The sequence below is a fragment of the Clostridium bornimense genome (assembly GCF_018917145.1).
Classification (GTDB): Bacteria; Bacillota; Clostridia; order Clostridiales; family Clostridiaceae; genus Clostridium_AN; species Clostridium_AN bornimense_A.
The window spans coordinates 38,579-62,074 of sequence record NZ_JAHLOD010000012.1; the positions used below are offsets into that span (position 1 = coordinate 38,579).

25 protein-coding genes are annotated in these 23,496 nt (G+C 28.9%); all 25 read left to right on the forward strand.

Going from position 1 to position 23,496, the window contains the following annotated elements; all coding sequences use genetic code 11:
- The first annotated feature begins 1 nt into the window (after position 1).
- The 25 genes from spoIIIAE (at position 2) to spoIIM (ending at position 23,493) form a co-directional block, all read left to right on the forward strand.
- Positions 2 to 1,141: a stage III sporulation protein AE gene (gene spoIIIAE, locus KQI30_RS06035; protein ID WP_216462368.1), complete on the forward strand. Its 1,140-nt coding sequence runs from the start codon at positions 2 to 4 to the stop codon at positions 1,139 to 1,141.
- Positions 1,142 to 1,153: 12 nt separating this feature from the next.
- Positions 1,154 to 1,720, forward strand: coding sequence for a stage III sporulation protein AF (locus KQI30_RS06040; RefSeq protein ID WP_216462369.1), 567 nt, complete (start codon positions 1,154 to 1,156; stop codon positions 1,718 to 1,720).
- Between the two features lie 5 nt (positions 1,721 to 1,725).
- Positions 1,726 to 2,307, forward strand: a complete 582-nt coding sequence (locus KQI30_RS06045; protein WP_216462371.1) for a stage III sporulation protein AG — start codon at positions 1,726 to 1,728, stop codon at positions 2,305 to 2,307.
- 94 nt (positions 2,308 to 2,401) lie between these two features.
- Complete coding sequence (locus KQI30_RS06050; RefSeq protein ID WP_216462373.1) at positions 2,402 to 2,896, forward strand: SpoIIIAH-like family protein; 495 nt, start codon at positions 2,402 to 2,404, stop codon at positions 2,894 to 2,896.
- A gap of 80 nt (positions 2,897 to 2,976) precedes the next feature.
- Positions 2,977 to 3,363, forward strand: a complete 387-nt coding sequence (locus KQI30_RS06055) for an Asp23/Gls24 family envelope stress response protein (RefSeq protein WP_216462375.1) — start codon at positions 2,977 to 2,979, stop codon at positions 3,361 to 3,363.
- An 80-nt stretch (positions 3,364 to 3,443) separates the two neighbouring features.
- Positions 3,444 to 3,851 carry a transcription antitermination factor NusB gene (gene nusB / locus KQI30_RS06060; RefSeq protein ID WP_216462376.1) on the forward strand — a complete coding sequence of 136 codons (408 nt, stop codon included), beginning with the start codon at positions 3,444 to 3,446 and terminating at the stop codon, positions 3,849 to 3,851.
- Positions 3,852 to 3,865: 14 nt separating this feature from the next.
- Positions 3,866 to 4,693 (forward strand): bifunctional 5,10-methylenetetrahydrofolate dehydrogenase/5,10-methenyltetrahydrofolate cyclohydrolase, encoded by an 828-nt coding sequence (locus tag KQI30_RS06065; RefSeq protein ID WP_216462377.1) that lies wholly within the window; start codon positions 3,866 to 3,868, stop codon positions 4,691 to 4,693.
- A gap of 3 nt (positions 4,694 to 4,696) precedes the next feature.
- Complete coding sequence (gene xseA, locus KQI30_RS06070) at positions 4,697 to 5,896, forward strand: exodeoxyribonuclease VII large subunit (RefSeq protein ID WP_216462378.1); 1,200 nt, start codon at positions 4,697 to 4,699, stop codon at positions 5,894 to 5,896.
- Positions 5,896 to 6,111 carry an exodeoxyribonuclease VII small subunit gene (xseB, locus tag KQI30_RS06075; RefSeq protein WP_216462379.1) on the forward strand — a complete coding sequence of 72 codons (216 nt, stop codon included), beginning with the start codon at positions 5,896 to 5,898 and terminating at the stop codon, positions 6,109 to 6,111. The genes xseA and xseB overlap by 1 nt, the downstream gene beginning before the upstream one ends.
- Complete coding sequence (locus KQI30_RS06080; protein WP_216462380.1) at positions 6,108 to 6,980, forward strand: polyprenyl synthetase family protein; 873 nt, start codon at positions 6,108 to 6,110, stop codon at positions 6,978 to 6,980. Before xseB ends, KQI30_RS06080 begins: the two co-directional genes overlap by 4 nt.
- Before the next feature lie 556 nt (positions 6,981 to 7,536).
- Positions 7,537 to 9,390 carry a 1-deoxy-D-xylulose-5-phosphate synthase gene (gene dxs, locus KQI30_RS06085; protein ID WP_216462381.1) on the forward strand — a complete coding sequence of 618 codons (1,854 nt, stop codon included), beginning with the start codon at positions 7,537 to 7,539 and terminating at the stop codon, positions 9,388 to 9,390.
- Positions 9,391 to 9,399: 9 nt separating this feature from the next.
- Positions 9,400 to 10,200, forward strand: coding sequence for a TlyA family RNA methyltransferase (locus KQI30_RS06090; protein ID WP_216462382.1), 801 nt, complete (start codon positions 9,400 to 9,402; stop codon positions 10,198 to 10,200).
- A gap of 17 nt (positions 10,201 to 10,217) precedes the next feature.
- Positions 10,218 to 11,048, forward strand: a complete 831-nt coding sequence (locus tag KQI30_RS06095; protein ID WP_216462383.1) for an NAD(+)/NADH kinase — start codon at positions 10,218 to 10,220, stop codon at positions 11,046 to 11,048.
- Positions 11,049 to 11,051: 3 nt separating this feature from the next.
- Positions 11,052 to 11,513: an arginine repressor gene (locus tag KQI30_RS06100; protein ID WP_216462384.1), complete on the forward strand. Its 462-nt coding sequence runs from the start codon at positions 11,052 to 11,054 to the stop codon at positions 11,511 to 11,513.
- Entirely contained in the window at positions 11,514 to 13,217 is a 1,704-nt protein-coding gene (recN, locus tag KQI30_RS06105; RefSeq protein ID WP_216462385.1) for a DNA repair protein RecN, read from the forward strand.
- A gap of 95 nt (positions 13,218 to 13,312) precedes the next feature.
- Positions 13,313 to 14,410: a SpoIVB peptidase gene (gene spoIVB / locus KQI30_RS06110; RefSeq protein ID WP_216462386.1), complete on the forward strand. Its 1,098-nt coding sequence runs from the start codon at positions 13,313 to 13,315 to the stop codon at positions 14,408 to 14,410.
- A 147-nt stretch (positions 14,411 to 14,557) separates the two neighbouring features.
- On the forward strand, positions 14,558 to 15,373 hold the full coding sequence (gene spo0A / locus KQI30_RS06115) for a sporulation transcription factor Spo0A (protein WP_216462387.1): 816 nt from the start codon (positions 14,558 to 14,560) through the stop codon (positions 15,371 to 15,373).
- A gap of 486 nt (positions 15,374 to 15,859) precedes the next feature.
- Complete coding sequence (gene ilvN / locus KQI30_RS06120) at positions 15,860 to 16,348, forward strand: acetolactate synthase small subunit (RefSeq protein WP_216462388.1); 489 nt, start codon at positions 15,860 to 15,862, stop codon at positions 16,346 to 16,348.
- Positions 16,349 to 16,385: 37 nt separating this feature from the next.
- A complete protein-coding gene (gene ilvC / locus KQI30_RS06125; RefSeq protein ID WP_216462389.1) occupies positions 16,386 to 17,378 on the forward strand; it encodes a ketol-acid reductoisomerase in 993 nt (330 codons plus the stop codon).
- Positions 17,379 to 17,564: 186 nt separating this feature from the next.
- A complete protein-coding gene (gene leuC, locus KQI30_RS06130; protein ID WP_216462390.1) occupies positions 17,565 to 18,833 on the forward strand; it encodes a 3-isopropylmalate dehydratase large subunit in 1,269 nt (422 codons plus the stop codon).
- A gap of 5 nt (positions 18,834 to 18,838) precedes the next feature.
- The gene (gene leuD / locus KQI30_RS06135; protein WP_216462392.1) at positions 18,839 to 19,330 is read left to right on the forward strand and encodes a 3-isopropylmalate dehydratase small subunit; all 492 of its coding nucleotides are present in this window, start codon (positions 18,839 to 18,841) and stop codon (positions 19,328 to 19,330) included.
- 14 nt (positions 19,331 to 19,344) lie between these two features.
- Positions 19,345 to 20,415: a 3-isopropylmalate dehydrogenase gene (leuB, locus tag KQI30_RS06140; RefSeq protein ID WP_216462394.1), complete on the forward strand. Its 1,071-nt coding sequence runs from the start codon at positions 19,345 to 19,347 to the stop codon at positions 20,413 to 20,415.
- A gap of 52 nt (positions 20,416 to 20,467) precedes the next feature.
- Complete coding sequence (gene ilvB, locus KQI30_RS06145; RefSeq protein WP_216462396.1) at positions 20,468 to 22,138, forward strand: biosynthetic-type acetolactate synthase large subunit; 1,671 nt, start codon at positions 20,468 to 20,470, stop codon at positions 22,136 to 22,138.
- 157 nt (positions 22,139 to 22,295) lie between these two features.
- Entirely contained in the window at positions 22,296 to 22,814 is a 519-nt protein-coding gene (locus KQI30_RS06150) for an NUDIX hydrolase (RefSeq protein WP_216462397.1), read from the forward strand.
- A gap of 61 nt (positions 22,815 to 22,875) precedes the next feature.
- Positions 22,876 to 23,493 carry a stage II sporulation protein M gene (gene spoIIM / locus KQI30_RS06155; RefSeq protein WP_216462398.1) on the forward strand — a complete coding sequence of 206 codons (618 nt, stop codon included), beginning with the start codon at positions 22,876 to 22,878 and terminating at the stop codon, positions 23,491 to 23,493.
- The last annotated feature ends 3 nt before the right edge of the window (positions 23,494 to 23,496 follow it).

Genomic DNA, 23,496 nt, shown 5'->3' on the forward strand with positions numbered 1-23,496 from the left:
TATGAAAAGGTTAATAGTTTTTATTATATCAATGTTGATATTGTTTTTTCCATCAGTAATAGCATTAGGTGAAGAAGATATTAAGCCTAATGATATTGAAGGTGTAGAGGAATTTGATAATTACATAAATAATTTTAAGACGAAGTATGATCTCTTAAATGATATAGACTTTAGCAAATACATAGAAGAAACCTTTAAAAATGGAAATGGAGAATTAAATTTTAAAGAGATATCTATAACATTAATAAAATATACAGTGAAAGAAATTTATGCATCAATAAAGATTATGGCATTACTAGCAGTAATGGTATTGTTGACATCATTTCTAATGAGTTTACAGGAAGCTTTTTCAGGAAATAATTTAATAAATATAAGCTTTTATGCAATTTATGGATTAATAATGATGTTGCTAATGAAAAATATGTTAATAGGGGTGGAACAGTGTAAAGAAATTATTGAGTCTTTATCAAACTTCATGGTTGTGTTAATACCATTGCTTCTTACCATGCTTATAGGGATTGGAGGATTTACAGAGGCAGTAGCAATGGATCCTATTGTAATAGCAGTAGTAAATATTTGTGTAACAATCGTTGTAAACTTTTTACTGCCAGCTATTTTAATGGTAACTGTTTTAAAACTTATTAATAATTTATCAGATGATGATAAACTGACAAAATTAACGTCATTGTTTAATTCCATAATAAAGTATACACAGGGTATAATGCTTACGATTTTTATTACTATTTTAACAATTAGAGGTGTTACTACTCGCACTTTTGATAAGGTAGCAGTAGAAACTGCTAAATTTGCTGTAGACAATTTTGTACCAGTGGTAGGTGGAGCATTATCAGATGCAGTTACATCAGTAGCTAATTATTCATTATTAATAAAAAATTCATTATCATCAGTAGGATTAATTGTAATAGTACTTTTAATACTAACGCCAATAATAAAGCTATTTGTACTATCTTTAATAAATAAGTTTACTGCAGCTATTTTAGAGCCAATAGGAAATAAAAAGATTATAGATTCTATAAATGAAGTAGGTAATAGTTTAATGCAAATAATATCTTGTGTTGTAGTTGTTTCTCTAATGTTTTTTATTATTATTGCAATAATAGCATCAGCAAAACCTATATAGGAGGGGAATATATTGGAGAGTATAAAGAACTATATATTAATAATAGCTGTGGCAATTATATTTTTCTCTACTGCAAGACTATTATTACCAAACAATTCAATGAAAAAGTACATAAATCTAGTGTTTGGATTATTACTTATAGGTATTGTATTAGATCCTATAACAAAATTTATGCTTAATATATCTATAGATAAAGAAGTAAATCAGTTTTATGACAAAATAGAGAAGAAATATAGTAGTGATGCAATTTTAGATAGGTATGCAAAAGAAGATGAAAATTTAACTATGGCTACTTTTAAAAATAATTTAGATAGTTCGATTAAAAGTTTATTAAAGAAAAACTTTAGAGATATAGATTTTGAAATAGATACAAAGGTTCAGTATAAAGATAAAGAAGTTGCAATAGATAAAGTTACAGTTACATATTATAGTGGCGTAGTAAAACCAGTAGAAAAGGTTACTATAGGAGATAAAAAGTCAAATAGAGAAGTTTTAGATAAGGAAGGGGCTGATATTGAAAAATTTTTATGCAATGAATTAAAAGTAGAACCTAGTAAAATTAATGTAATTAAGGGGTGAGGGTATTGTTTAAAGATATTAAAAATAATTTGAAAAAGCAAAAAAATAATTTACCTTTTATAACTATTGCAGGTGTTATGGTTGGAGTTTTGATAATTTTTATGGGGAAATATTGGGGGGGAGAAACTAAAACTGTTTATGGTGAAGATGCAGTAAATAAAAAAGCTGAGGTGTCTTCAGCAGAAGAACAATATAAGGAAAAAATAGAAAAACAATTAGAAGATATTTTAAGTGAAATTGATGGAATAGGAAAAGTTGATGCAATGGTATATATAAAGAGCGGAGAAGAAAAAATACCTGTCTATAATGAGAATGCATCAGCAAATACTACAGAGGAAACAGACAGCTCTGGAGGCAAAAGAACTACAAATCAAAATAATACAGGGAATTCTGTAGTAGTGGGGAACAATGGCAGTAGTAGTGAACCATTTATAAAAAGAGTAGATGCACCAGATATAACAGGAATTGTTATTGTAGCAGAAGGTGTTAATGATGAATATAAAAGAGCTACATTAGTTCAAACTGTATGTAATCTTTTTGACATTCCATCTTCAAAGGTGAATGTCCATCCTATGAAAAATAATTAAATAATAAAATATATAAAGTCATTAAATAAAAGTTAACATAATTAAATTAAAACATTCATATAAATTAATAAATACATATTAGGGGGTTAATTAAATGAATAAGAAACAAGGCATAATTATTGTGTCTCTATTAGTACTTATAGTTATAGCAGGAGTTCTAGCAACAAGGGTACAAGGACCTTTATATTTTCCAACTGATGAGACAGCATCTTCTGAAGATGTAGAAAAGGGTACTGAATCTAGCAATGAGTATTTTTCACAAGCAAAGTTAAATAAGACTTCACAATCTGAAGATACATTGAAGAATTTAAGAACTATTATGGAAGATGAGTCATTGCCAGAAGATTCAAGAAGAGAGGCTAAAGATCAATATGTAAGTGTTAATTTAAATGCACAAAATGAAACTAAAATTGAAGAAGATTTAAAAGGAAAAGGGTTTGAAGATGCTGTAGTTACTATTGGAAATGATAAGGCATCAGTAATAGTTAAAAGTGATAAAGAACTAACTGATGAGCAAAATAGAATGATTCAAAAATCAATTATAACTATAGCAAATATTAAAGATTTTGAAATTACGTATAAACAATAAGGATTTGTAAAATCATATTTATATGATATAATTATCTCAAGATAAATATTTTGCAAAGGCAAGATAAGGGGGTATCTTTTATGGAACAAGAGTTAAATCAAGAAATAGGAATAATAAAAATTTCTGATGATGTTGTAGGTATAATTTCTGGTCTTGCAGCAAATGAAATTAAAGGTGTTCATAGTATGAGCGCTGGATTTGTAGAAGGAATAACATCTAAATTTAGTGGCAAAAAAAATATAAGTCGTGGAGTTAAGGTTAACTTTACTGATGATAATGCAACAATAGATATTTATGTTATTGTGGAATACGGATTAAAAATTACTGATGCTTGTATAAAAGTACAACAAAATGTAAAGAAAACTGTTGAAACTATGACTGGATTGAAAGTAGATAAAATAAATGTTTATGTTCAAAATGTTATGTTTCCAAAGCCAGAAAATGAAACTGTAGGTGAAGAAGAATAGGGCGCCCTCTAAAAGAGGGTGTTTTATTTTATTATATTATATGTATAATATAAATGAAGATAAGTATTTAGGAGGAAGTTATGAATCGTAGAAAAACAAGAGAGCTTACATTTAAATTAGTATATGAAAGTATTATACATAAATTTGATTGTGATGAAGTATTTGAAAACTTTATAGAAAATGAAGTAGCAGGAAAAGAAGATAAATTTAAAGATATAGATCTTAAATATCTTAAGAAAAAATTAAAAGATATATGTGAAAAGAATGAAGAACTAAAAGGATACATTAGTGAAAGTTCACAAAAGTGGAAGTTTGAAAGAATTTCAAAAATAAATGTAGCTATATTATTTGTAGCAATTTATGAAATAAAATATGAAGATGATATTCCAAAAGCTGTATCAATAAATGAAGCGTTAGAATTGTCTAAGAAATATAGTGAAGATAAAAGTAAAAGTTTTATAAACGGTATTTTAGACAAAATAGATTAGGAGGAAGTCACAAGATGGGGGCTATTATTGATGTTAAGAGCTTAGTAGTTAAATTTCAAAATGAAATTATGACGATAGTTGATGAAAAGAAAAATAAGGGACTAACAGTATCTATAGGAATACTTCAAGTAGGAAATGATGGAGGAAGTAATTTTTATAGAAATAGTGTAGTTAAGCTATCAAAAAAGTTAGGTATAGAATCTAAAGAATTTTTAATGGAAGAGAATGTGACAGAAGAAGAAATTATATCTGTTGTAAAGAAGATAAATGATGATGATAATATAAATGGTGTTCTTATGTTACTGCCAATGCCTAAAGGAATAGATAGTGACAAAGTAAAAGAGGCTTTAAGTCCTATGAAAGATATAGATGGAGTGACAACTCATAATATAGGTCAATTTTACTCTGGAAATAAAGCTTTTATTCCTTGCACACCACTTTCAGTAATGGAAATTTTAAAATCAGTTACTGAGTTAGAAGGTAAAGAAGCAGTTGTAATAGGAAGAAGTAACGTTGTAGGTAAGCCATTAGCTCAATTACTACTTAATGCAAATTGTACAGTTACTACTGTTCATTCAAGAACAAAGAATATTGAAGAGGTATGTAGAAGAGCAGATATATTAGTAAGTGCAATAGGTAAGCCTAAATATATAAATAGTAATTTTGTAAAGAATGGTGCAGTAGTTATTGATGTAGGAACTTCTGACGTAGACGGTAAGATTACTGGAGATGTTGATTTAGAAGATGTAATGGAAAAAGTTTCATATATAACCAAAGTACCAGGTGGTGTAGGTTCTTTAACAACTACAATACTATTAAAAAATTTATGTGAGGGTTTATAATAAATGTTTTTAAAAGTACTTACAGTAACAGAAGTAAATAATTATATAAAAAAGGTATTTGATAATGATTTTATATTAAAAAACTCAAAGATTAAAGGTGAATTATCTAATGTAAAGGTGCATTCATCAGGGCATATTTACTTTTCATTGAAAGATGAAGGTGGAAAAATAAACGGAATAATGTTTTCTAATTATGCTGAAGATTTAAAAATAATTCCAGAAGAAGGTATGCAAGTTGTTATATCAGGAAAAATATCTTCGTACCCTAAAGATGGTAGTTATACAATTTATGCAAAAGAAATGGAAGTTGAAGGTGTAGGAGAATTACATAAAGCTTTTGAAAAATTAAAATTAGATCTTATGGAAGAAGGATTATTTGAAGAAAAATATAAAAAAGCTATACCTAAATATCCAGGGAGGATAGGTGTGATAACTTCACCAACTGGAGCAGCAGTAAGAGATGTTATTAATGTATCTACTCGTAGAAATGAAAAGGTAGATATACTAATCTATCCATGCCTTGTGCAAGGCGTTAATGCACCACAAACTATAATTCAAGGTATAGAAACATTAGATGCACGAGAAGATATAGATGTAATTTTACTATGTAGAGGTGGAGGATCAATTGAAGAATTATGGGCTTTTAATGATAAGGATTTAGCTAGGGCAATCTTTAATTGTGATACACCTATTGTAAGTGCTGTTGGTCATGAAGTAGATTTTACAATTTCAGATTTTGTTGCAGATTTAAGAGGTGCAACGCCATCACAAGGAGCAGAAATTATTGTGCCACAGTTAAGAGAAATGGAAGACTATTTAAATGACTGTAGTGATAAACTGAAAAGTAATATTACTTCTTATATAAGAGATAAAAAGAGTATTATAAGTCAAAATAAAGAAAGACTTAAAAGGTATTCGCCAATAAATAAAATAATACAAAGAAAAGAAAAAGTTGAATATTTAAACAACAATTTAAATATATATATAAAACATTATGTTGAAAATAGAAAAAGAAAATTAGCTTCAATGGTTGATTTAATTGAGGCTAATAGCCCAATGAATATTATAAAAAAAGGCTATGGTTGTATAGAATCTGATGGTAAGGTGATTTCTTCAATTGATACTTTGAAAAAGAAAGATACTGTAAAAATAACATTAAAAGATGGTAGTGAATATTTTGATATAAAGGTAAGGAAAGAATAATGAAAGATTTTGAAAAAAAGTCAGTAGCATTAGAGCAAATAGTTAAAAATTTAGAAGATGAGAATTTAACATTAGATAAAGCTATGAAAGAGTACGAAAAAGGAGTTTTTCTAGCAAAAGAACTTATGGATATGTTAGATACTGCAGAAAGTAAAATAAATGTATTGACATCTCAAGGTGAGAAGAAATTTATTAATGAAGAGGAAGAGCTATGAGTATTGAAGAATATAAGAAAAGTATAGATAAGGAATTGAAACTTTATTTTGAAGATAAAATAAAATATAGTGAAGAAGAAAAAATCATATACGAGGCTATGTCATACTCTACAAATATTGGAGGAAAAAGAATTAGACCGATATTATTTATGGCTACACATAATATATTTTCAAATAGTGAAATTCCAATGGGGATACCTTGTGCCATTGAAATGATTCATACTTATTCTTTAATTCACGATGACTTGCCAGATATGGATAATGATGATTTAAGAAGAGGAAAGCCTACAAATCATAAGGTTTTTGGTAATGCTATGGCAATATTAGCTGGAGATGGACTATTAAATGAGGCATTTAATATTGCGTTTCAATATGTAGTAGATCATCCAAGTCATGCAAAAGCATTAAAATATTTATGTAATTCATCAGGTGTTGATGGTATGATTAGTGGACAAGTAATTGATATTTTAAATGAAAATAAAACAGTATCTCTAAAAGAGTTAGAAAGAATGCATAGATTAAAAACAGGAGCTTTAATTAAAGCATCGATAGTATCAGGAGCAATTATAGGTGGAGCTACGGAAGAAGAGATAGTGCTTTTAGAACAGTATGGTGATGCTTTAGGCCTAGCGTTCCAAGTAATTGATGATATTTTGGATGTTACAGGTAGTGAAGAGAAAATAGGCAAAAAAGTTGGATCAGATGAGACAAATAATAAAAGCACATTTGTTACTCTTATTGGTCTTGAAGAATCTAAGCGTTATGCAGAAAAACTTACTTTAAAATGTTATGATATTTTAGATAAGATTGATAAAAATACCGATGAATTATATGAAATTACAAAATATCTTCTAAATAGAGAGGAATAAGACTGTCATATAATAAGTTTATCTCTAACAGTGCACAATTGTCAGTGCACAGAGTGAAGGATATTTTCCTTTAAAGGGGAAAAATTATAGTCCTGCGGACGGCAGAATGTTTCCATTTTTACTATAGATGAAAAAATTATGTTATAACTGCAAGTTCCAACTTACATTAGCATTTTAGGAACGCATAATTTAAGTGACATGCGAGTATACCGGGCAAAAGCCTTCTGTAACAACTTATTTAGAAAACTTAAATTTATTAAGATACTCAGACTAAATTATGAGTTGTGACTTCGCATTTACAATCTTAGAAATTCTGTAAGAATTTTAACCATTACTGTGCACTAAAAGAGGCTCTCGCTTACAAATTTTTATTTGTTTATGCGATAGCTCTTTTATTTTTATATGGAAATTTATCATGAATTGATATAAACTATATAAGATATAGTATATAAATTTGTCGAAGTTTTAAGATGTGGTAGTAGATTGTAAAAGTTGCTACTATTTTTTTGCTTTGATATAATAAAATAAGAAAGATAAGTAATGGAGAAGATAAGACATGTATGAAATTATTAATTCATATAAAGATATAAATGGCATAAAAAATATGTCGGAAGAAGAGGTAAAAGATTTTTCTAATGAAATAAGAAGTTTTTTAATAAATAAGGTATCTGCTACAGGAGGACATCTTTCTTCTAATTTAGGAGTAGTAGAGTTAACATTAGCTTTATATAAAGTTTTCGATTTTAATAAAGATAAGATTATTTGGGATGTAGGACATCAAGCTTATGTTCATAAAATTCTTACAGGAAGAGCAAAAGAATTTGATACTCTTAGGCAATATCATGGAATGAGTGGATTCCCTAAAAAGAATGAAAGTAAATATGATTTTTTTGAAACAGGACATTCGTCCACATCTATATCTGCTGCAGTGGGAATGGCTAGAAGTAGAGATATAAGAAAAGAAAAACATGAAATTATAGCAGTTATTGGTGATGGTGCTCTTACAGGAGGAATGGCATTTGAAGCAATGAATGATATTGGATTTAATAAGTCTAAAATCATTGTTATATTAAATGATAATGGAATATCTATAGCTGAAAATGTTGGTGGATTGTCCATACATTTAGCTAAACTTAGAGGAGATAAAAAATACAATAAATTAAAGAAAGAAATAAAAAGTTTTACGAGAAGTAGTATAGGAAGAACTGTAAATAAATCAATGAAGCATATAAAAGATTCTCTAAAAAAGATCTTACTTCCAAGTTCAGTATTTGAAGATATGGGTTTCAAATATTTTGGACCAATTGATGGACATAATATTAAAGAGTTAACTAAAATATTAGAAAACGCTAAAAATATAGATGCACCAGTATTAATTCATGTAAAAACTACAAAAGGTAAAGGATATGATTATGCTGAAAAAAATCCATATAAGTTTCATGGTATTGGACCATTTAACTCAGAAAATGGAGAGGTAGAGAATAGTAGCTGCAAAACGACATATTCTAAAGTTTTTGGAGATACTATAATAGACATGGCAAAGGAAGATAAAAATATAGTTGCGATAACAGCGGCTATGCCAGACGGCTGTGCATTGACTAAGTACTCAAAGGAATTCCCAGATAGATTTTTCGATGTTGGTATTGCTGAACAACATGCAGTTACTATGGCTGCAGGAATGGCTAGCACAGGAATTAAACCGTATTTTGCTGTATATTCAACTTTTCTTCAAAGAGGATATGATCAAGTTCTTCATGATGTATGTATTCAAAACCTTCCAGTTGTTTTTGCAATAGATAGAAGTGGTATAGTTGGTAATGATGGTGAAACTCATCAAGGTATATTTGATTTGTCTTATTTATCAATGATTCCTAATATAACAATAATGAGTCCTAAATGTACAGAAGAACTTAAAAATATGTTATACTATTCTAGGAATTTTCCTGGACCACTAGCTATAAGGTATCCAAGAGGAGGAGATTTATTTATTGATGGTTTGATACCACAAAAAGAATTTACTCCTGGACAGTGGGAAACTATTATAGAAGGAAAAGATATAGCTATAATAGCTGTAGGTAAAATGGTTCAATTTGCTTATAAAGCTGTACTAAAGTTAAAAGAAGAGGGCATTAACATAACGCTAATTAATGCTATGTTTGTAAAGCCGTTAGATTATGCTTTATTAGATAAAATAAAGAAGTATTATAAAGTAGTTATTACTGTTGAAGATAATGTTATTGCTGGGGGATTTGGATCTTATGTAAATCAATATATAAATTCGGCAGAAATAAAGGTGGAAAATTTAGGATACCCAGATGAATTTGTTCCTCATGGAAATGTTGACACATTGTATAAATTGTATAAGTTAGATTCAGAAGGGATATATAATAAAATAAAAGAAGAAGTGTAGGTAGTATATATGGCTAAAGAAAGATTAGATGTAGTATTAGTTAATAAAGGTTTTTTTGCTTCTAGAGAGAGGGCAAAAGGGGCTATAATGGCAGGAAATGTTTTTATAGATAACATAAGAGTTGATAAATGTGGAGAAAAAATTAATCCCGATGCAGAGATAGTGGTAAAAGGACATGATATACCATATGTAAGTAGAGGTGGATTAAAATTAGAAAAAGCAATAAAAGAATTTGGAACAGATGTTTCTAATAAAGTTTGCTTTGATATAGGTGCATCTACAGGTGGTTTTACTGATTGTATGCTAATGAATGGAGCAACTAAAGTATATGCTGTAGATGTAGGATATGGACAACTAGCATGGAAGTTAAGAACAGATGAACGTGTAGTTTGTATGGAAAGAACAAATATAAGATATCTTAAAAAAGAAGATATTGAAGATACACCAGCTTTTGCATCTATAGATGTTTCATTTATATCTTTAAAGAAAGTTGTACCAGTTGTTGCATCATTAATGAGTGATGATGGTGAAATTGTTGCATTAATAAAACCACAATTTGAAGCTGGTAGGGAGAAAGTTGGTAAGAAAGGTGTAGTTAGGGAAAAAGAAACACATAGAGAAGTTGTTGTTGATATAGTCAATTTTCTTAAAGAAAATGGTTTTGGTATTATAGGACTAACATATTCACCAATAAAAGGACCAGAGGGAAATAGAGAATATTTAGTATATTTTAAAAAGAATTGTGAAGATACTATAGATATAGAAAGTAGTATTAATGAGGTTATTGAAAATTCTCATATAAGTTTATAGAACTGGAGGATATTGGGATGAAAATAGGTATAATTATAAATGCTTCAAAAGATATCGATGGTGCAATAATTAAATTTGTAAAAGAAAAACTTAGCATTTTTTACAGTGATGTAGAAATACAAATTTTTGATGATCCTAATATACATAAGAAAAAGATTTCAAAGTTAGATTTTATTTTAGTATTAGGAGGAGATGGCACAGTACTTAGAAGTGCTAAAGCTGTAATAGAAAAAGAAATACCTATTTTACCTATAAATATTGGATCTTTAGGATTTATAACTTCAGGAGAGTTAGAAGAATTAGAGGAAATTTTAAAGAAAATAGTTGCTAAGCAATATTATATAGAAGAGAGATTAGTATTAAATTGTAATATTCAAGGTGATCATGAATTTAACTTCATAGCATTAAATGAGGTTACAATTACAAAGGGTACTCTTTCAAGGATAGTTAAGTATAATATAGATATTAATGATAAAATGTATAGTAGTTTTAAAGGTGATGGTGTTATTATATCTACACCTACAGGATCTACAGCATATTCTCTATCAGCAGGTGGTCCAATTATAGAGCCTAGTTTAGAGTTGATTTCTATAACACCTATTTGTAGTCAAAACTTTTCAATTAGGACTATGGTTCTAGATAAAGACTCAAAAGTTAAAGTATATCTTAGTGAAGTTAAAGATAAGGTATATATAACAATAGATGGGCAAGAATATGTAAAAGTAGACGAAAAAGACATTATAACATTAACAAGCTATCACAAGAAGATAAAGTTTATTAGAACAGACAATTATGATTATTTTAATATATTAAATAAAAAAATATTGAGTAATGGTAAGGAGTATTAGAAGATGAAAGTTTCAAGACACTCTAAAATTTTAGAACTTATAAATTCTAAGGATATAGAAACGCAAGAAGAATTAGCAGAGATTTTGAAAAAAAGTGGATTTGATGTAACACAGGCTACAGTATCAAGAGATATAAAAGAGCTAAAGCTTATTAAGATTATGGGGAATGAAGGAAGATATAAATATGCAACAATTTCTCCTAAAGAGGGATTTCTATCTGATAAGTTATTAAACATTCTTGCTCATACAGTTATTTCGGTAGAAAGAGTAAACAACTTTGTTGTAGTTAAGACAATAACAGGTTCTGCAGGGGCAGCGGCAGAAGCTTTAGACTCAATTAATATAGATGGTGTTGCAGGGACTATAGCAGGAGATAATACTATTTTTGTTATGTTAAGAGATAAAGAAAAGGCTGAAGATATGATTTTTAAGATAAAGAAAATAATTAATTCTCAGGAGGAATAAATGCTTGTTCAACTTAATATAAGTAATTTTGCGTTAATAGATAATTTATCTATTAATTTTGATAAAGGATTTAATGTTCTTACAGGAGAAACTGGTACAGGGAAATCAATATTAATAGATGCTATCAGTTACATTCTTGGAGGAAAATATAATCGTGGTATTATTAGAAATGGAGAGGAAAGAGTATTTGTAGAGGGTGTTTTCGAAGTTTCTAATAATAAAAGCATTAAGATACTAGAGAAACTTAACATACCAGTTGAAGAAAGTATAATCATTAGTAGAGAGACTTTAAGTGAAGGAAGAAGTGTAGCAAAGATAAATAACAGAACTGTAACATTAAGTCAACTTAGAGAACTGGGAGAAACTATTCTAAATATACATGGGCAACATGAAAATATAAGCCTTTTGAATACAAATTTACATATAAATTATCTTGATGACTTTGGAAATGATGAATTTCAAGAAACATTAAAAATATATCATAAAGAGTTTGATAAGTTTAAGAATCTTAAGAAGCGTTTAGAGGAACTTCAAAATTCAGAGGATGGTTCTGAAAAAATGAAAGATTTTATCAGTTATCAAATTGATGAAATAGAGAAAGCAAAGCTGAAGATAGGTGAAGATCTAGAACTTGAAGAGAAAGTTGCTTTGTTATCAAATTCTGAAAATATGACTAAAACATTTTTAAGTGTAAATAATATATTAAAGGAATCATCAGAAGAAAGATTATCTGTATTGGATTCTTTAAATATCGTTGTAAGAGAATTAAGAAGTCTTAATAGTCCTAGTGAAGAATTAAATAAAATAATAGCATCTATAGAAGATTCATATTACTCAATTCAAGATAATGCTAATGCTATAAGGGATATTAAAGATTCTTTAGTTTATGATGAAGACGAATTAAATTATCTAAATAGTAGATTATTTTTAATAGATTCTTTAAAAAGAAAGTATGGGGAAACTGTTGAAAAAATTATTGATACTAAAGAACAACTAGAAAAGCAATATTATGATATTTGCAACAAAAATGAGATTATTGATAAGATAAAAAAGGAAATAGAAGATCAGCATAATCTATTAATTAAATTATCATCAGAGATATCTGAAATAAGAAATAATCTTGCTAGGACTCTAGAGGATAATATTCATATGCAACTTAGAGAATTAGGATTAGAAAAAGCAAGATTTTCAATTGAAGTTTTATTTGATGAAAAGTATCTAAGTAATAAAGGTTGCAATAAAGTTACATTTAAAATTAGTACAAATCCAGGTGAACCGCTATATTCTATAGATAAAGTAGTGTCAGGTGGAGAACTTTCAAGAATAATGTTAGCGCTTAAAGTAGTTTTTACAAACAAGGATAAGATACCAACAATAATCTTTGATGAAATAGATATAGGAATAAGTGGTAGTATAGCATCAGCTGTTGCAAAAAAAATGTTTTATGTGTCTTTAGATACGCAAGTATTTGTTGTAACGCATCTTCCACAAATAGCTGTGATGTCAGATAATCATTTTGTTGTAACAAAAGAAGTTAGAGATGAAAAGACTTATTCTTATGTAAATAAGTTAAAAGAAGAAGAAAAAATAAATGAAATAGCAAGAATGATTGGTGGAAGTGATTTGACTAAACTTACTATAGAAAATGCTAGAGAACTAGTGAATCTTGCTAATGATATTAAAATGGAAATTAAGAAGGAATAAATTCTCCTTCTTATTTTTTATGTAAATATAGATAAGAATAATATTTTAACTTAAGGGAAAATTAAAAATACAGAAAAGATTTGGAGGTGAAGATTTTGCGAAAATTATATTCAAAAAATTTCTTGTTTCGTAATATAGCTATACTTTTATTTATTTTTTTATTTATTTTTGGAAATTCGCCTCTAATAACATTTGGAAGAAACCTAGATAAAACACTCGTAGTTGAAAAAGATAAAGATAAGCATGATACTGTTTATTTAGGTGGATACCCTATAGGAATTAAGCTAAAGACTAAAGGTTTTATTGTAATATCTCTTAGTGAAATAGAAAATTATGAAAAAGAGCCTTATTCGCCGGCTAGTGAAGGTGGTATAAAAGTTGGTGACAATATAATTTCTATAAATGAAATTGAACTAAAAAATTCAAATGATATAACAGAAATAATTAATAAAACTAAAGGAAATACTATAAAAATTAAATTATTACGGGATAATATAGAATTAGTTAAAGAAGTAAAACCTGTAAAGTGTGTAGATGATAATTATAAATTAGGACTATGGATTAGGGATTCTACAGCTGGAGTAGGAACTCTTACTTTTTATGATAAAAAAAACAATATATTTGGAGCATTAGGTCATGGAATTATAGATAGTGACACTAATGTTATAATGCCAATTGAAAAAGGGGATATTTTATCTGCAGAAATAAAATCAATAAAACGTGGAGAAAAAGGAAATCCAGGAGAGTTAAGAGGGATATTTGTGAATGAAACTCATGTAAGAGGAGAAATCACCAAAAATAGTCTAAATGGCGTTTTTGGTATATCTAATGAGTCTTTAGAAAATATAAAATTTAACGAACCTATAAAAGTTGCTAAAATTAGCGAAATTAAAGAAGGAAATGCTCAAATTTTAACTACAGTAGATGCTGATGGACCTAAATACTATGATATAAAAATTGAGAAGGTTCTAGACAATGCTAGTACATCTTCTAAAAATATGTTAATAGTAGTTACAGATGAAGAACTACTTTCGAAAACTGGTGGTATTGTACAAGGAATGAGTGGAAGTCCTATTATACAAAATGGTAAGTTAGTTGGTGCAGTTAATCATGTACTAGTAAACAATCCATGTGCAGGATATGGAATTTTTATAGAAACTATGTTAAATGAATTGAATAAAGGAATAAAATAGTTTATTATTTAATAAAGAGTTTACTTTTATTAATTTTTTTTCAAAAAAAATTTTTTTTAAGAAATTTAGAAGGGATTAAAGAAAAGATGTCGAATATATAATGATGTAAAGATATGGAAATTAATTTGTGAATTGGGGGATTTATTTATGGATAATCAAAAAATTAACGTACTAATTGCCGACGATAATAAAGAGTTCTGTAATATCTTGAATGATTATTTACTTAATCAGAGAGATATGGTGGTTGTCGGTGTCGCTAAAGATGGACTTGAAGCTTTAGAAATGATTGAGGCTAAAAAGCCAGATTTGGTGATTCTTGACATAATAATGCCACATTTAGATGGTTTAGGAGTACTTGAAAAACTTAATTTATCAGAATCAGATGATAAGCCAAGAGTTATAGTATTATCAGCAGTTGGTCAAGAAAGAATAACTCAAAGATCTATTGCTTTAGGTGCAGATTATTATGTTGTAAAACCATTTGATATGGATGTATTTGTTAAGAGAATAAGAGATATGTTCACTAATAATGTTGTACAAAATGAAAATAAAAAATCTGTAGAGGTATATTCTGAGCCAGTAGTTCAAAAAGTGACAGAAAATAAACCTGTAGATTTAGAAACAGAAATTACATCAATAATACATGAAATAGGAGTGCCAGCACATATAAAAGGTTATATGTATTTAAGAGAAGCTATTTCAATGGTAGTTAATAATGTAGAATTATTATCTGCTGTTACAAAAGAGCTATACCCTTCTATAGCTAAGAAATACAATACAACAGCATCAAGAGTAGAAAGAGCAATTCGTCACGCTATTGAAGTAGCATGGAGCAGAGGTCAAATAGACACAATAAATAAGTTATTTGGATATACTATAAATAATGGTAAAGGTAAACCAACAAATAGTGAATTTATTGCAATGATAGCTGATAAGTTGAGACTTAAAAATAAAGTAGGATAAATTTATTTAATATAATTTTAAATGTGTAGGCAAAAATAAAAATATAAAGGTAATAAAGAAGAATTGTCATATAATTTGTTATTTATGACAGTTCTTTTTATTTTGATATAGAGAAGGCATCAGTATGAATATAAGTTCACAGTGCTGGAATAGATAAGAGACATATTAGGTCTATTTATTATAAGTTAATGAAATATTAATTATTATAGATTGGTATAGATATTTACATCGAAAAGGTGCTGTAGTAAAATTTAAATAGAGGTTACTGGATTTATTTGTATTGCAAGTATAATTATGTTGGAAATTTGAAGGAACTTATTTATTTAAAAGTTAAAATGAATGACAACTTTCAAATAAATAATGAAAATTGATATGTATAACTTTAAATTAGAGTATTTTTATATAGTTTTTTATACATTGTTGACAGTATAAATTTCCAGTGATAATATACATTAAACAGTATGACATAGAAAAAGGGGAAGGATTATGAAGAAGTATGTATTATTGACTATAGTGGAAGATAATCCTGGAGTGCTAACACGTATTTGTCAGTTGTTTACTAGGAGAAGCTTTAACTTAGATAGTGTTACTGCAGGAAAGACCGAAAAAGAAGGATTTACTAGATTAACATTAATCACAACTGCTGAAGATGATTTTGTTGTAGATCAAATTTGCAAACAAATGTCAAAATTAGAAGAAGTAAAAAAAGTAAAAGTATTAGAAAAAGATATGAGTTTATGTAAAGAGATTGCAATGATTAAGATAAAATGTGACAATAAAAAGAAAACAGAAATTGTTAATTTAGCAAATATATTTAAGGGCACTGTGGTAGATGTTTCTAAAGAGACTATAACAGTTGAAATGACTGCAGATGATGAAAAGTTAAAGGCATTTATTGAATTAGTTAAAGAGGATATAGTTGAACTTGTTACAAGTGGTTATATAGCTATGGAACGAGGAAACTCTGTCTTATAAATAAACAAATAAACAAAAATATTAGGGGGTCTATTTTATGGCAAAAGTTTATTATGAAAGTGATGCAAATTTAAATTTATTAAAGGATAAAACAGTAGCTGTTATTGGTTATGGTAGCCAAGGACATGCTCATGCTTTAAATTTACATGAAAGTGGAGTAAATGTAATTGTAGGATTATATGAAGGAAGTAAGTCTTGGGCTAAGGCTGAAGAAGCAGGATTAAAAGTAATGGTTACTGCTGATGCGGTTAAGAATGCTGATATAATCATGATATTAGTAAATGATGAAAAACAAGCTGCATTATATAAGAAAGATATATTACCAAATTTATCAGCAGGAAAGGCATTAGCATTCGCTCATGGTTTCGCAATACATTTTGGACAAATCGTACCACCTGCAGATGTTGATGTATTTTTAATAGCTCCAAAAGGACCAGGACATACTGTAAGAAGCCAATACTTAGAAGGAAAAGGAGTTCCTTGCTTAATCGGTGTACATCAAGATGCAACAGGAAAAGCTAAGGATATCGCATTAGCATATGCTGCTGGTATCGGTGGAGCAAGAGCTGGTGTAATTGAAACATCATTTAAAGAAGAAACTGAAACAGATTTATTTGGTGAACAAGCAGTATTATGTGGTGGTTTAACTGCATTAATTCAAGCTGGATTTGAAACATTAGTAGAAGCTGGATACCAACCAGAAATGGCTTATTTCGAATGTTGCCATGAAATGAAATTAATCGTTGACCTTATAAACCAAGGTGGACTTAACCTTATGAGATATTCAATTTCTGATACAGCAGAATATGGTGATTATATCACAGGACCAAAGATCATTACTGAAGATACTAAGAAAGCAATGAAAGAAGTTCTTAAAGACATTCAAGATGGAACATTTGCTAAGAACTGGTTACTTGAAAATCAAATTAACAGACCATATTTCAATGCTCAAAAGAGAATTCATAGAGAACATCAAATCGAAACAGTTGGTGCTGATTTAAGAAAAATGATGTGCTGGTTAAAGAAATAATATATTTTAATTAGAAACTAGATTTATTCTATATTCTAAGATCATTATCTAAGAGATGGAGTTTATGAGGTAATATAAATTCTATTTATAAGATAAAACTGAACAGCTGTAAAATTGAACAAGCTTAGGTTACTAAGCTTGTTTTAATTATAGGGGAAATAAATAATATAAGGGGGCAAAGTTAAGATGAAAAAATCTATGACTATGACACAAAAAATATTGGCGAAGTCGGCAGGATTAGAGTATGTAGAAAGTGGACAACTTATTACAGTAAATTTAGATTTAGTGTTAGGAAATGATGTAACTACACCAGTTGCATTAGACGCTTTCAATAAGTTAGACAATGCTAAGGTTTTTGATAAAAATAAAATAGCAATAGTTCCAGATCACTTTACACCTAATAAAGATATAAAATCTGCTGAACATTGTAAATGTGTAAGAAAATTTTCAAAAGAAAATGAAATAAAAAATTATTTTGAAGTGGGACAAATGGGAATAGAACATTGTTTAATTCCAGAAAAGGGATTAGCTATTCCAGGAGATGTAATAATAGGTGCCGATTCACATACATGTACTTATGGAGCTTTAGGAGCTTTTTCAACAGGTGTTGGAAGTACTGATATGGCTATTGGTATGGCTACAGGAAAGGCTTGGTTTAAGGTACCAGAAGCAATAAAGTTTGTATTAAAAGGAAAATTACCTAAGTGGGTAAGTGGTAAGGATTTAATACTTCATATAATTGGGAAAATTGGTGTTGATGGTGCTCTTTATAAATCTATGGAGTTTACAGGAGAAGGTGTAAGTGAATTATCAATGGACGATAGATTTACAATAGCTAATATGGCAATTGAAGCTGGTGCTAAAAATGGTATTTTTCCAGTAGATAATAAGACATTAGATTATATAAAAAATAGAACTGATAGAGAACCAAGAATTTTTAATGCTGATGATGACGCTATATATAGTGAAGTTATAGAAATAGATCTATCAAAACTAAGACCAACAGTAGCATTTCCACATTTACCAGAGAACACAAAGACTATCGATGAGATTAAAGAAGAAGTTAAAATAGATCAAGTTGTTATCGGTTCATGTACAAATGGTAGAATAGATGACCTTAGAATTGCTGCTAAGATTTTAGAAGGAAAGAAAACTTGTAGTGATATAAGAACAATAATTATACCTGGTACTCAAGAAGTATATCTACAAGCTATAGAAGAAGGGTTAGCTAAGATTTTTGTAGAAGCTGGAGCAGTTCTTTCTACACCAACTTGTGGACCTTGTCTTGGAGGTCATATGGGTATATTAGCTGAAGGTGAAAGAGCGTTATCAACTACAAATAGAAATTTTGTTGGTAGGATGGGAAGCCCTAAATCAGAAGTTTACTTATGTTCACCAGCAGTAGCTGCTGCATCTGCTATAACAGGTAGAATAACTTCACCAGAGGAGGTATAATTAGAATGAAGGTAGTAGGAAATGTTTTAAAATATGGAGATAATATCGATACAGATGTAATAATTCCAGCAAGATATTTAAATACATCTGTGCCAGAAGAATTAGCAAAACATTGTATGGAAGATTTAGATGTAGATTTTTTAAAGAAAATGAAAAAAGGTGATATTATAGTTGCAGGAAGTAATTTCGGTTGTGGTTCTTCAAGAGAACATGCACCTATCGCAATAAAATATGCTGGAGTATCATGTGTTATAGCAAAAAGTTTTGCAAGAATATTTTATAGAAATGCTATAAATATAGGCTTTCCAATACTTGAATGTGAAGAAGCTGTATTGGCTGCAGAAAATGGTCATAGGTTAGAAATTGATTTTGAAAATGGAATAATAAAGAATCTAGATTTAAATGAAGAATATAAAAGTCAACCTTTCCCAGATTTCATTTTAAACATAATGAAAAATGATGGTTTATTGAATACTGTTGATGCTGGTGAATTTTAAGGGAGGGGAATTTCATGAAAGAGTTTAATATTGCAGTTATGCATGGAGATGGAATAGGTGTAGAAATAGTAAATGCATCATTAGCAGTTCTAGATAAAATAAGTGAAAAGTATAATGTAAGGTTCAATACAAAAAATGCTTTGCTTGGAGGAGCAGCTATAGATGCTACAGGAGTTCCACTTCCAGAAGAAACAATAAAAACATGTAAAGAAGCTGATGCTGTTATTTTAGGATCAGTTGGTGGACCTAAGTGGGATAGTTTACCTGGAGAGAAAAGACCAGAAAAGGCTCTTTTAGGTATAAGGGAAGCTCTTGGTTTGTATGCAAATCTTAGACCAGCTAAGGTTTATGAAGCATTAAAAGATGCATGTCCGCTAAAAGATAGTATAGTTAATGAAGGGGTAGATCTTTTAGTTGTAAGAGAATTGACTGGTGGTATATATTTTGGAGAAAGAGGTAGAGTAAAAAAAGAAGTAGATTCTGCCTATGATACTGAAAGTTATGATGTAAATGAAATAAAAAGGATTGCTCATGTAGCATTTAAGTCAGCAAGACAAAGAAGAGGAAAAGTAACTTTAGTTGATAAAGCAAATGTTTTAGAATCATCTAGATTATGGAGAGAAGTTGTAAATGAAATTCACAAAGAATATTCAGATGTAGAACTTGATTTTATGTATGTAGATAATGCAGCTATGCAACTTGTTAGAAAACCAAGTCAATTTGATGTTATATTAACAAATAATATTTTTGGTGATATTTTATCTGATGAAGCTTCAATGATAACTGGATCTATAGGAATGCTTCCATCAGCATCTGTTAGAGAAGATTCTTTTGGTATGTATGAACCTATACATGGTTCAGCACCAGATATTGCAGGAAAAGATATTGCTAATCCGTTGGCACAAATTCTTTCTGTAGCAATGATGCTAAGATATTCTTTAGATATGAAAGAAGCAGCAGAAGACATTGAAAGAGCAGTAGAAGAAGTATTAAAAGATGGTTATAGAACAGCAGATATTTATGCTGAAGGCATGAAAAAAGTAGGGACAAAAGAAATGGGACAATTAGTTGTAAGTAAGTTATAACAGAGAAATCCCTATAGTCTAAGATATGAAATGTAGTATGGGGGGGCTTAGCATGAAATTTAGAGGAGCTAGAATATTACTTGAATGTTTAAAAGAACAAGGTGTAGATACAGTTTTTGGTTATCCAGGAGGAGCAGTACTTAATATATATGATGAATTATATAATTTTGAAGGTATAACTCATTATATGACTTCTCATGAGCAAGGTGCAGCACATGCAGCAGACGGTTATGCAAGAGCTACAGGAAAAGTAGGAGTTGTTTTTGCTACATCAGGACCAGGGGCTACTAATTTAGTAACTGGAATTGCAAATGCTTATATGGATTCGGTACCTATGGTAGCTATTACAGGACAAGTTCCTACATCACTTATTGGTAAGGATTCATTCCAAGAAGTAGATATTGTAGGGATAACACTTCCAATAACAAAGCATAATTTTATAGTAAAAGACGTAAAAGATTTAGCTGATACTATAAGAAAGGCTTTTAGAATTGCTACTACTGGTAGAAAAGGACCAGTACTTATAGATATACCAAAGGATGTAACTGCAAATTTAGCAGAATACGAACCAATGAAAATTGAAAAAGTAGATGAAGAATTAAAAATTGAAGAATGTGATTTTGACAAGGCAGCTAATCTGATTAATGACAGTAAAAAAATCGTTTTAATGGTAGGTGGGGGATGCAATGCTTCACCTTGTACTGAAGAGATTTTAGAGTTACAAAGAAAATTAAAATGTCCTATTACAGAAACAATGATGGGACTTGGAGTTATTGATGGAAATTATGAGATGAATGCTGGTTATGTTGGAATGCATGGAAGTGTAGCTTCAAATAGATTAATTCAAAAATCTGATCTTATTATTGTATTAGGAGCAAGATTCTCTGATAGAGTTATTAGTGATCCAAAGAAATTTGCAACAAACACAAAAGTTCTTCATATTGATATTGATAATGCAGAAGTATCTAAGAATATTGAAGCTTATACATCATTAATAGGTGATGTAAAAAAAGTTTTAAAAGTTCTAAATAAAAAAGTTGAAGATAGAGAACCTAATGAATGGACTAATTATGCAAGAGAACTTATAGATGTTGAAATAGAGAAGAAAAATAGAGATAGAAGTGCTAATGGCCCTATTGATCCACATTATGTATTACAAGTATTAGAAAAGGAAACTAATGATGATGCTGTAATTACTACAGAAGTTGGACAACATCAAATTTGGGCATCAAAAAGTTATAATTATAAAACCCCAAAGACATTTATTACTTCTGGCGGACTTGGAACAATGGGATATGGTTTAGGCGCTGCTATTGGAGCTTATGTAGGTACTAAAAAAATGGTATTTGATATAGCTGGGGATGGCTCTTCACTTATGAATATAAATGAACTAAATACTATTTTTAAGTATAATTTACCTGTTAAGGTAATTGTTTTTAACAATTATTCTCTTGGAATGGTAAGACAATGGCAAAACTTATTTTATGAAGGAAGATTATCTTCAACAGTAATGTATCCAGAGACAAGTTTTGCAAGAATTGCTAATGGATTTGGAATATATAGCAATAGAATAGAAAAGAATGAAGACGTAAAAGATGCTATTCATAAATTGGTTGCACATGATGGACCAGGATTACTTGAAGTAATCATAAGTCATGAAGAAATGGCAACACCTATAGTTCCACCAGGAAAATCTATCGATAATATGATGTTAACAGATTAATAAAAGATTTTTTAAGTTATAAGGGTTGACGCAATAACGAGTAAATTTCGTAAGCGTTAGCCCTTTTTTGTATTAGTGAAATAAGTAATAGTGAATAGTTTATTTGACTTTTATGATAAAATATAAATATATGATTTTAGTTATGAGGTAAAATAAAATGAAATTAGAAGAAAATACATTAAAAGAGGAAATAGTTTATAGAGGAGAATTTATAAATATATCAAAATTAGAAGTAAAGTTACCTGATGGCAGTAAAGCCAATAGAGAAGTAATAAGGCATCCAGGAGGAGTAGCTATATTAGCTTTTTATGATAGGGATACTTTAATTATGGTGGAACAATACAGAAAAGCTATAGATAGAGTTACGTTAGAATTGCCAGCTGGGAAAATAGAAAATAAAGAAGAAATTTTAGATACAGCAAAAAGAGAATTGGAAGAAGAAACAGGTTATTTATCTGATAAATTAGAATACCTTGGGAAAATAGTAACAGCACCAGGATTTTGTGATGAATATATTCATTATTTTAAATGTAAAGATTTGAAAAGTGGTGTTAAAGGTGGAGATGATGATGAATTTATTAATGTAAAAAAGATTAAGATTGATGATATAAAGAAAATGATAAAAAGTGGAGATATAATTGATGGGAAAACTATTGCTGCATTGATGTTCCTATAAAATATGGAATAATTACCTCCTTGTTTACATATATTTTAGTAAAACAATAGGAGGTAAAGTTATGAAAGAAAAAAATTTTGTTGAATTTATAAAAAGACATTGTAGAGATAATTTTTTAAGTTATGTTATTGTTATATTTTTTATTTGTACAGGAGTTGTATTAGGTATATATACAGTTTTATATATGGATGACTTTTCAAAGCAACAATTGAAGAGTTACATAAATTCATTTTTAAGTATAGGAAAAATAGAAATACCTTACGAAGAGTTATTTATAAAAACATTTATAAACAATTTTATGATTTTAGTACTTATATGGTTATTAGGTTTAACTGTAATAGGAGTTCCTTTTACACTTATAATTTCCCTTGTGAAAGGATTTACGTTAGGATTTACCACTGTATTTTTTATTTCAGAAATAGGCGGAAAGTCTATTGCAATTATATTTTTGACAACGATCATTCCTAATATAATTTATACTTTAATGATAATTATTGCATCAGTGCTTAGTATTCAATTTTCTATGTCGCTTTTAAAAGATAAAGGTTCATGGAGAAATAAGTTGTTGACTAATATAGGGAGATACACTATATTATTCATTATTATTATTGCAATAACAATGTTAGGAGTGGCTTATGAGACTTTTGTTTCACCAAATTTAATTAAGTTGTTTAATTAGGAG

Coding starts and splice junctions, on each gene's coding strand:
- KQI30_RS06080 (WP_216462380.1), top strand. CDS start 6,108: ATGAGTATTGAAGAATATAAGAAAAGTATAGATAAGGAATTGAAACTT.
- spoIIM (WP_216462398.1), top strand. CDS start 22,876: ATGAAAGAAAAAAATTTTGTTGAATTTATAAAAAGACATTGTAGAGAT.
- KQI30_RS06100 (WP_216462384.1), top strand. CDS start 11,052: ATGAAAGTTTCAAGACACTCTAAAATTTTAGAACTTATAAATTCTAAG.
- recN (WP_216462385.1), top strand. CDS start 11,514: ATGCTTGTTCAACTTAATATAAGTAATTTTGCGTTAATAGATAATTTA.
- ilvN (WP_216462388.1), top strand. CDS start 15,860: ATGAAGAAGTATGTATTATTGACTATAGTGGAAGATAATCCTGGAGTG.
- leuC (WP_216462390.1), top strand. CDS start 17,565: ATGAAAAAATCTATGACTATGACACAAAAAATATTGGCGAAGTCGGCA.
- KQI30_RS06055 (WP_216462375.1), top strand. CDS start 2,977: ATGGAACAAGAGTTAAATCAAGAAATAGGAATAATAAAAATTTCTGAT.
- leuD (WP_216462392.1), top strand. CDS start 18,839: ATGAAGGTAGTAGGAAATGTTTTAAAATATGGAGATAATATCGATACA.
- xseA (WP_216462378.1), top strand. CDS start 4,697: ATGTTTTTAAAAGTACTTACAGTAACAGAAGTAAATAATTATATAAAA.
- ilvB (WP_216462396.1), top strand. CDS start 20,468: ATGAAATTTAGAGGAGCTAGAATATTACTTGAATGTTTAAAAGAACAA.
- spoIIIAE (WP_216462368.1), top strand. CDS start 2: ATGAAAAGGTTAATAGTTTTTATTATATCAATGTTGATATTGTTTTTT.
- KQI30_RS06090 (WP_216462382.1), top strand. CDS start 9,400: ATGGCTAAAGAAAGATTAGATGTAGTATTAGTTAATAAAGGTTTTTTT.
- ilvC (WP_216462389.1), top strand. CDS start 16,386: ATGGCAAAAGTTTATTATGAAAGTGATGCAAATTTAAATTTATTAAAG.
- KQI30_RS06065 (WP_216462377.1), top strand. CDS start 3,866: ATGGGGGCTATTATTGATGTTAAGAGCTTAGTAGTTAAATTTCAAAAT.
- KQI30_RS06095 (WP_216462383.1), top strand. CDS start 10,218: ATGAAAATAGGTATAATTATAAATGCTTCAAAAGATATCGATGGTGCA.
- xseB (WP_216462379.1), top strand. CDS start 5,896: ATGAAAGATTTTGAAAAAAAGTCAGTAGCATTAGAGCAAATAGTTAAA.
- spo0A (WP_216462387.1), top strand. CDS start 14,558: ATGGATAATCAAAAAATTAACGTACTAATTGCCGACGATAATAAAGAG.
- nusB (WP_216462376.1), top strand. CDS start 3,444: ATGAATCGTAGAAAAACAAGAGAGCTTACATTTAAATTAGTATATGAA.
- leuB (WP_216462394.1), top strand. CDS start 19,345: ATGAAAGAGTTTAATATTGCAGTTATGCATGGAGATGGAATAGGTGTA.
- KQI30_RS06050 (WP_216462373.1), top strand. CDS start 2,402: ATGAATAAGAAACAAGGCATAATTATTGTGTCTCTATTAGTACTTATA.
- dxs (WP_216462381.1), top strand. CDS start 7,537: ATGTATGAAATTATTAATTCATATAAAGATATAAATGGCATAAAAAAT.
- KQI30_RS06150 (WP_216462397.1), top strand. CDS start 22,296: ATGAAATTAGAAGAAAATACATTAAAAGAGGAAATAGTTTATAGAGGA.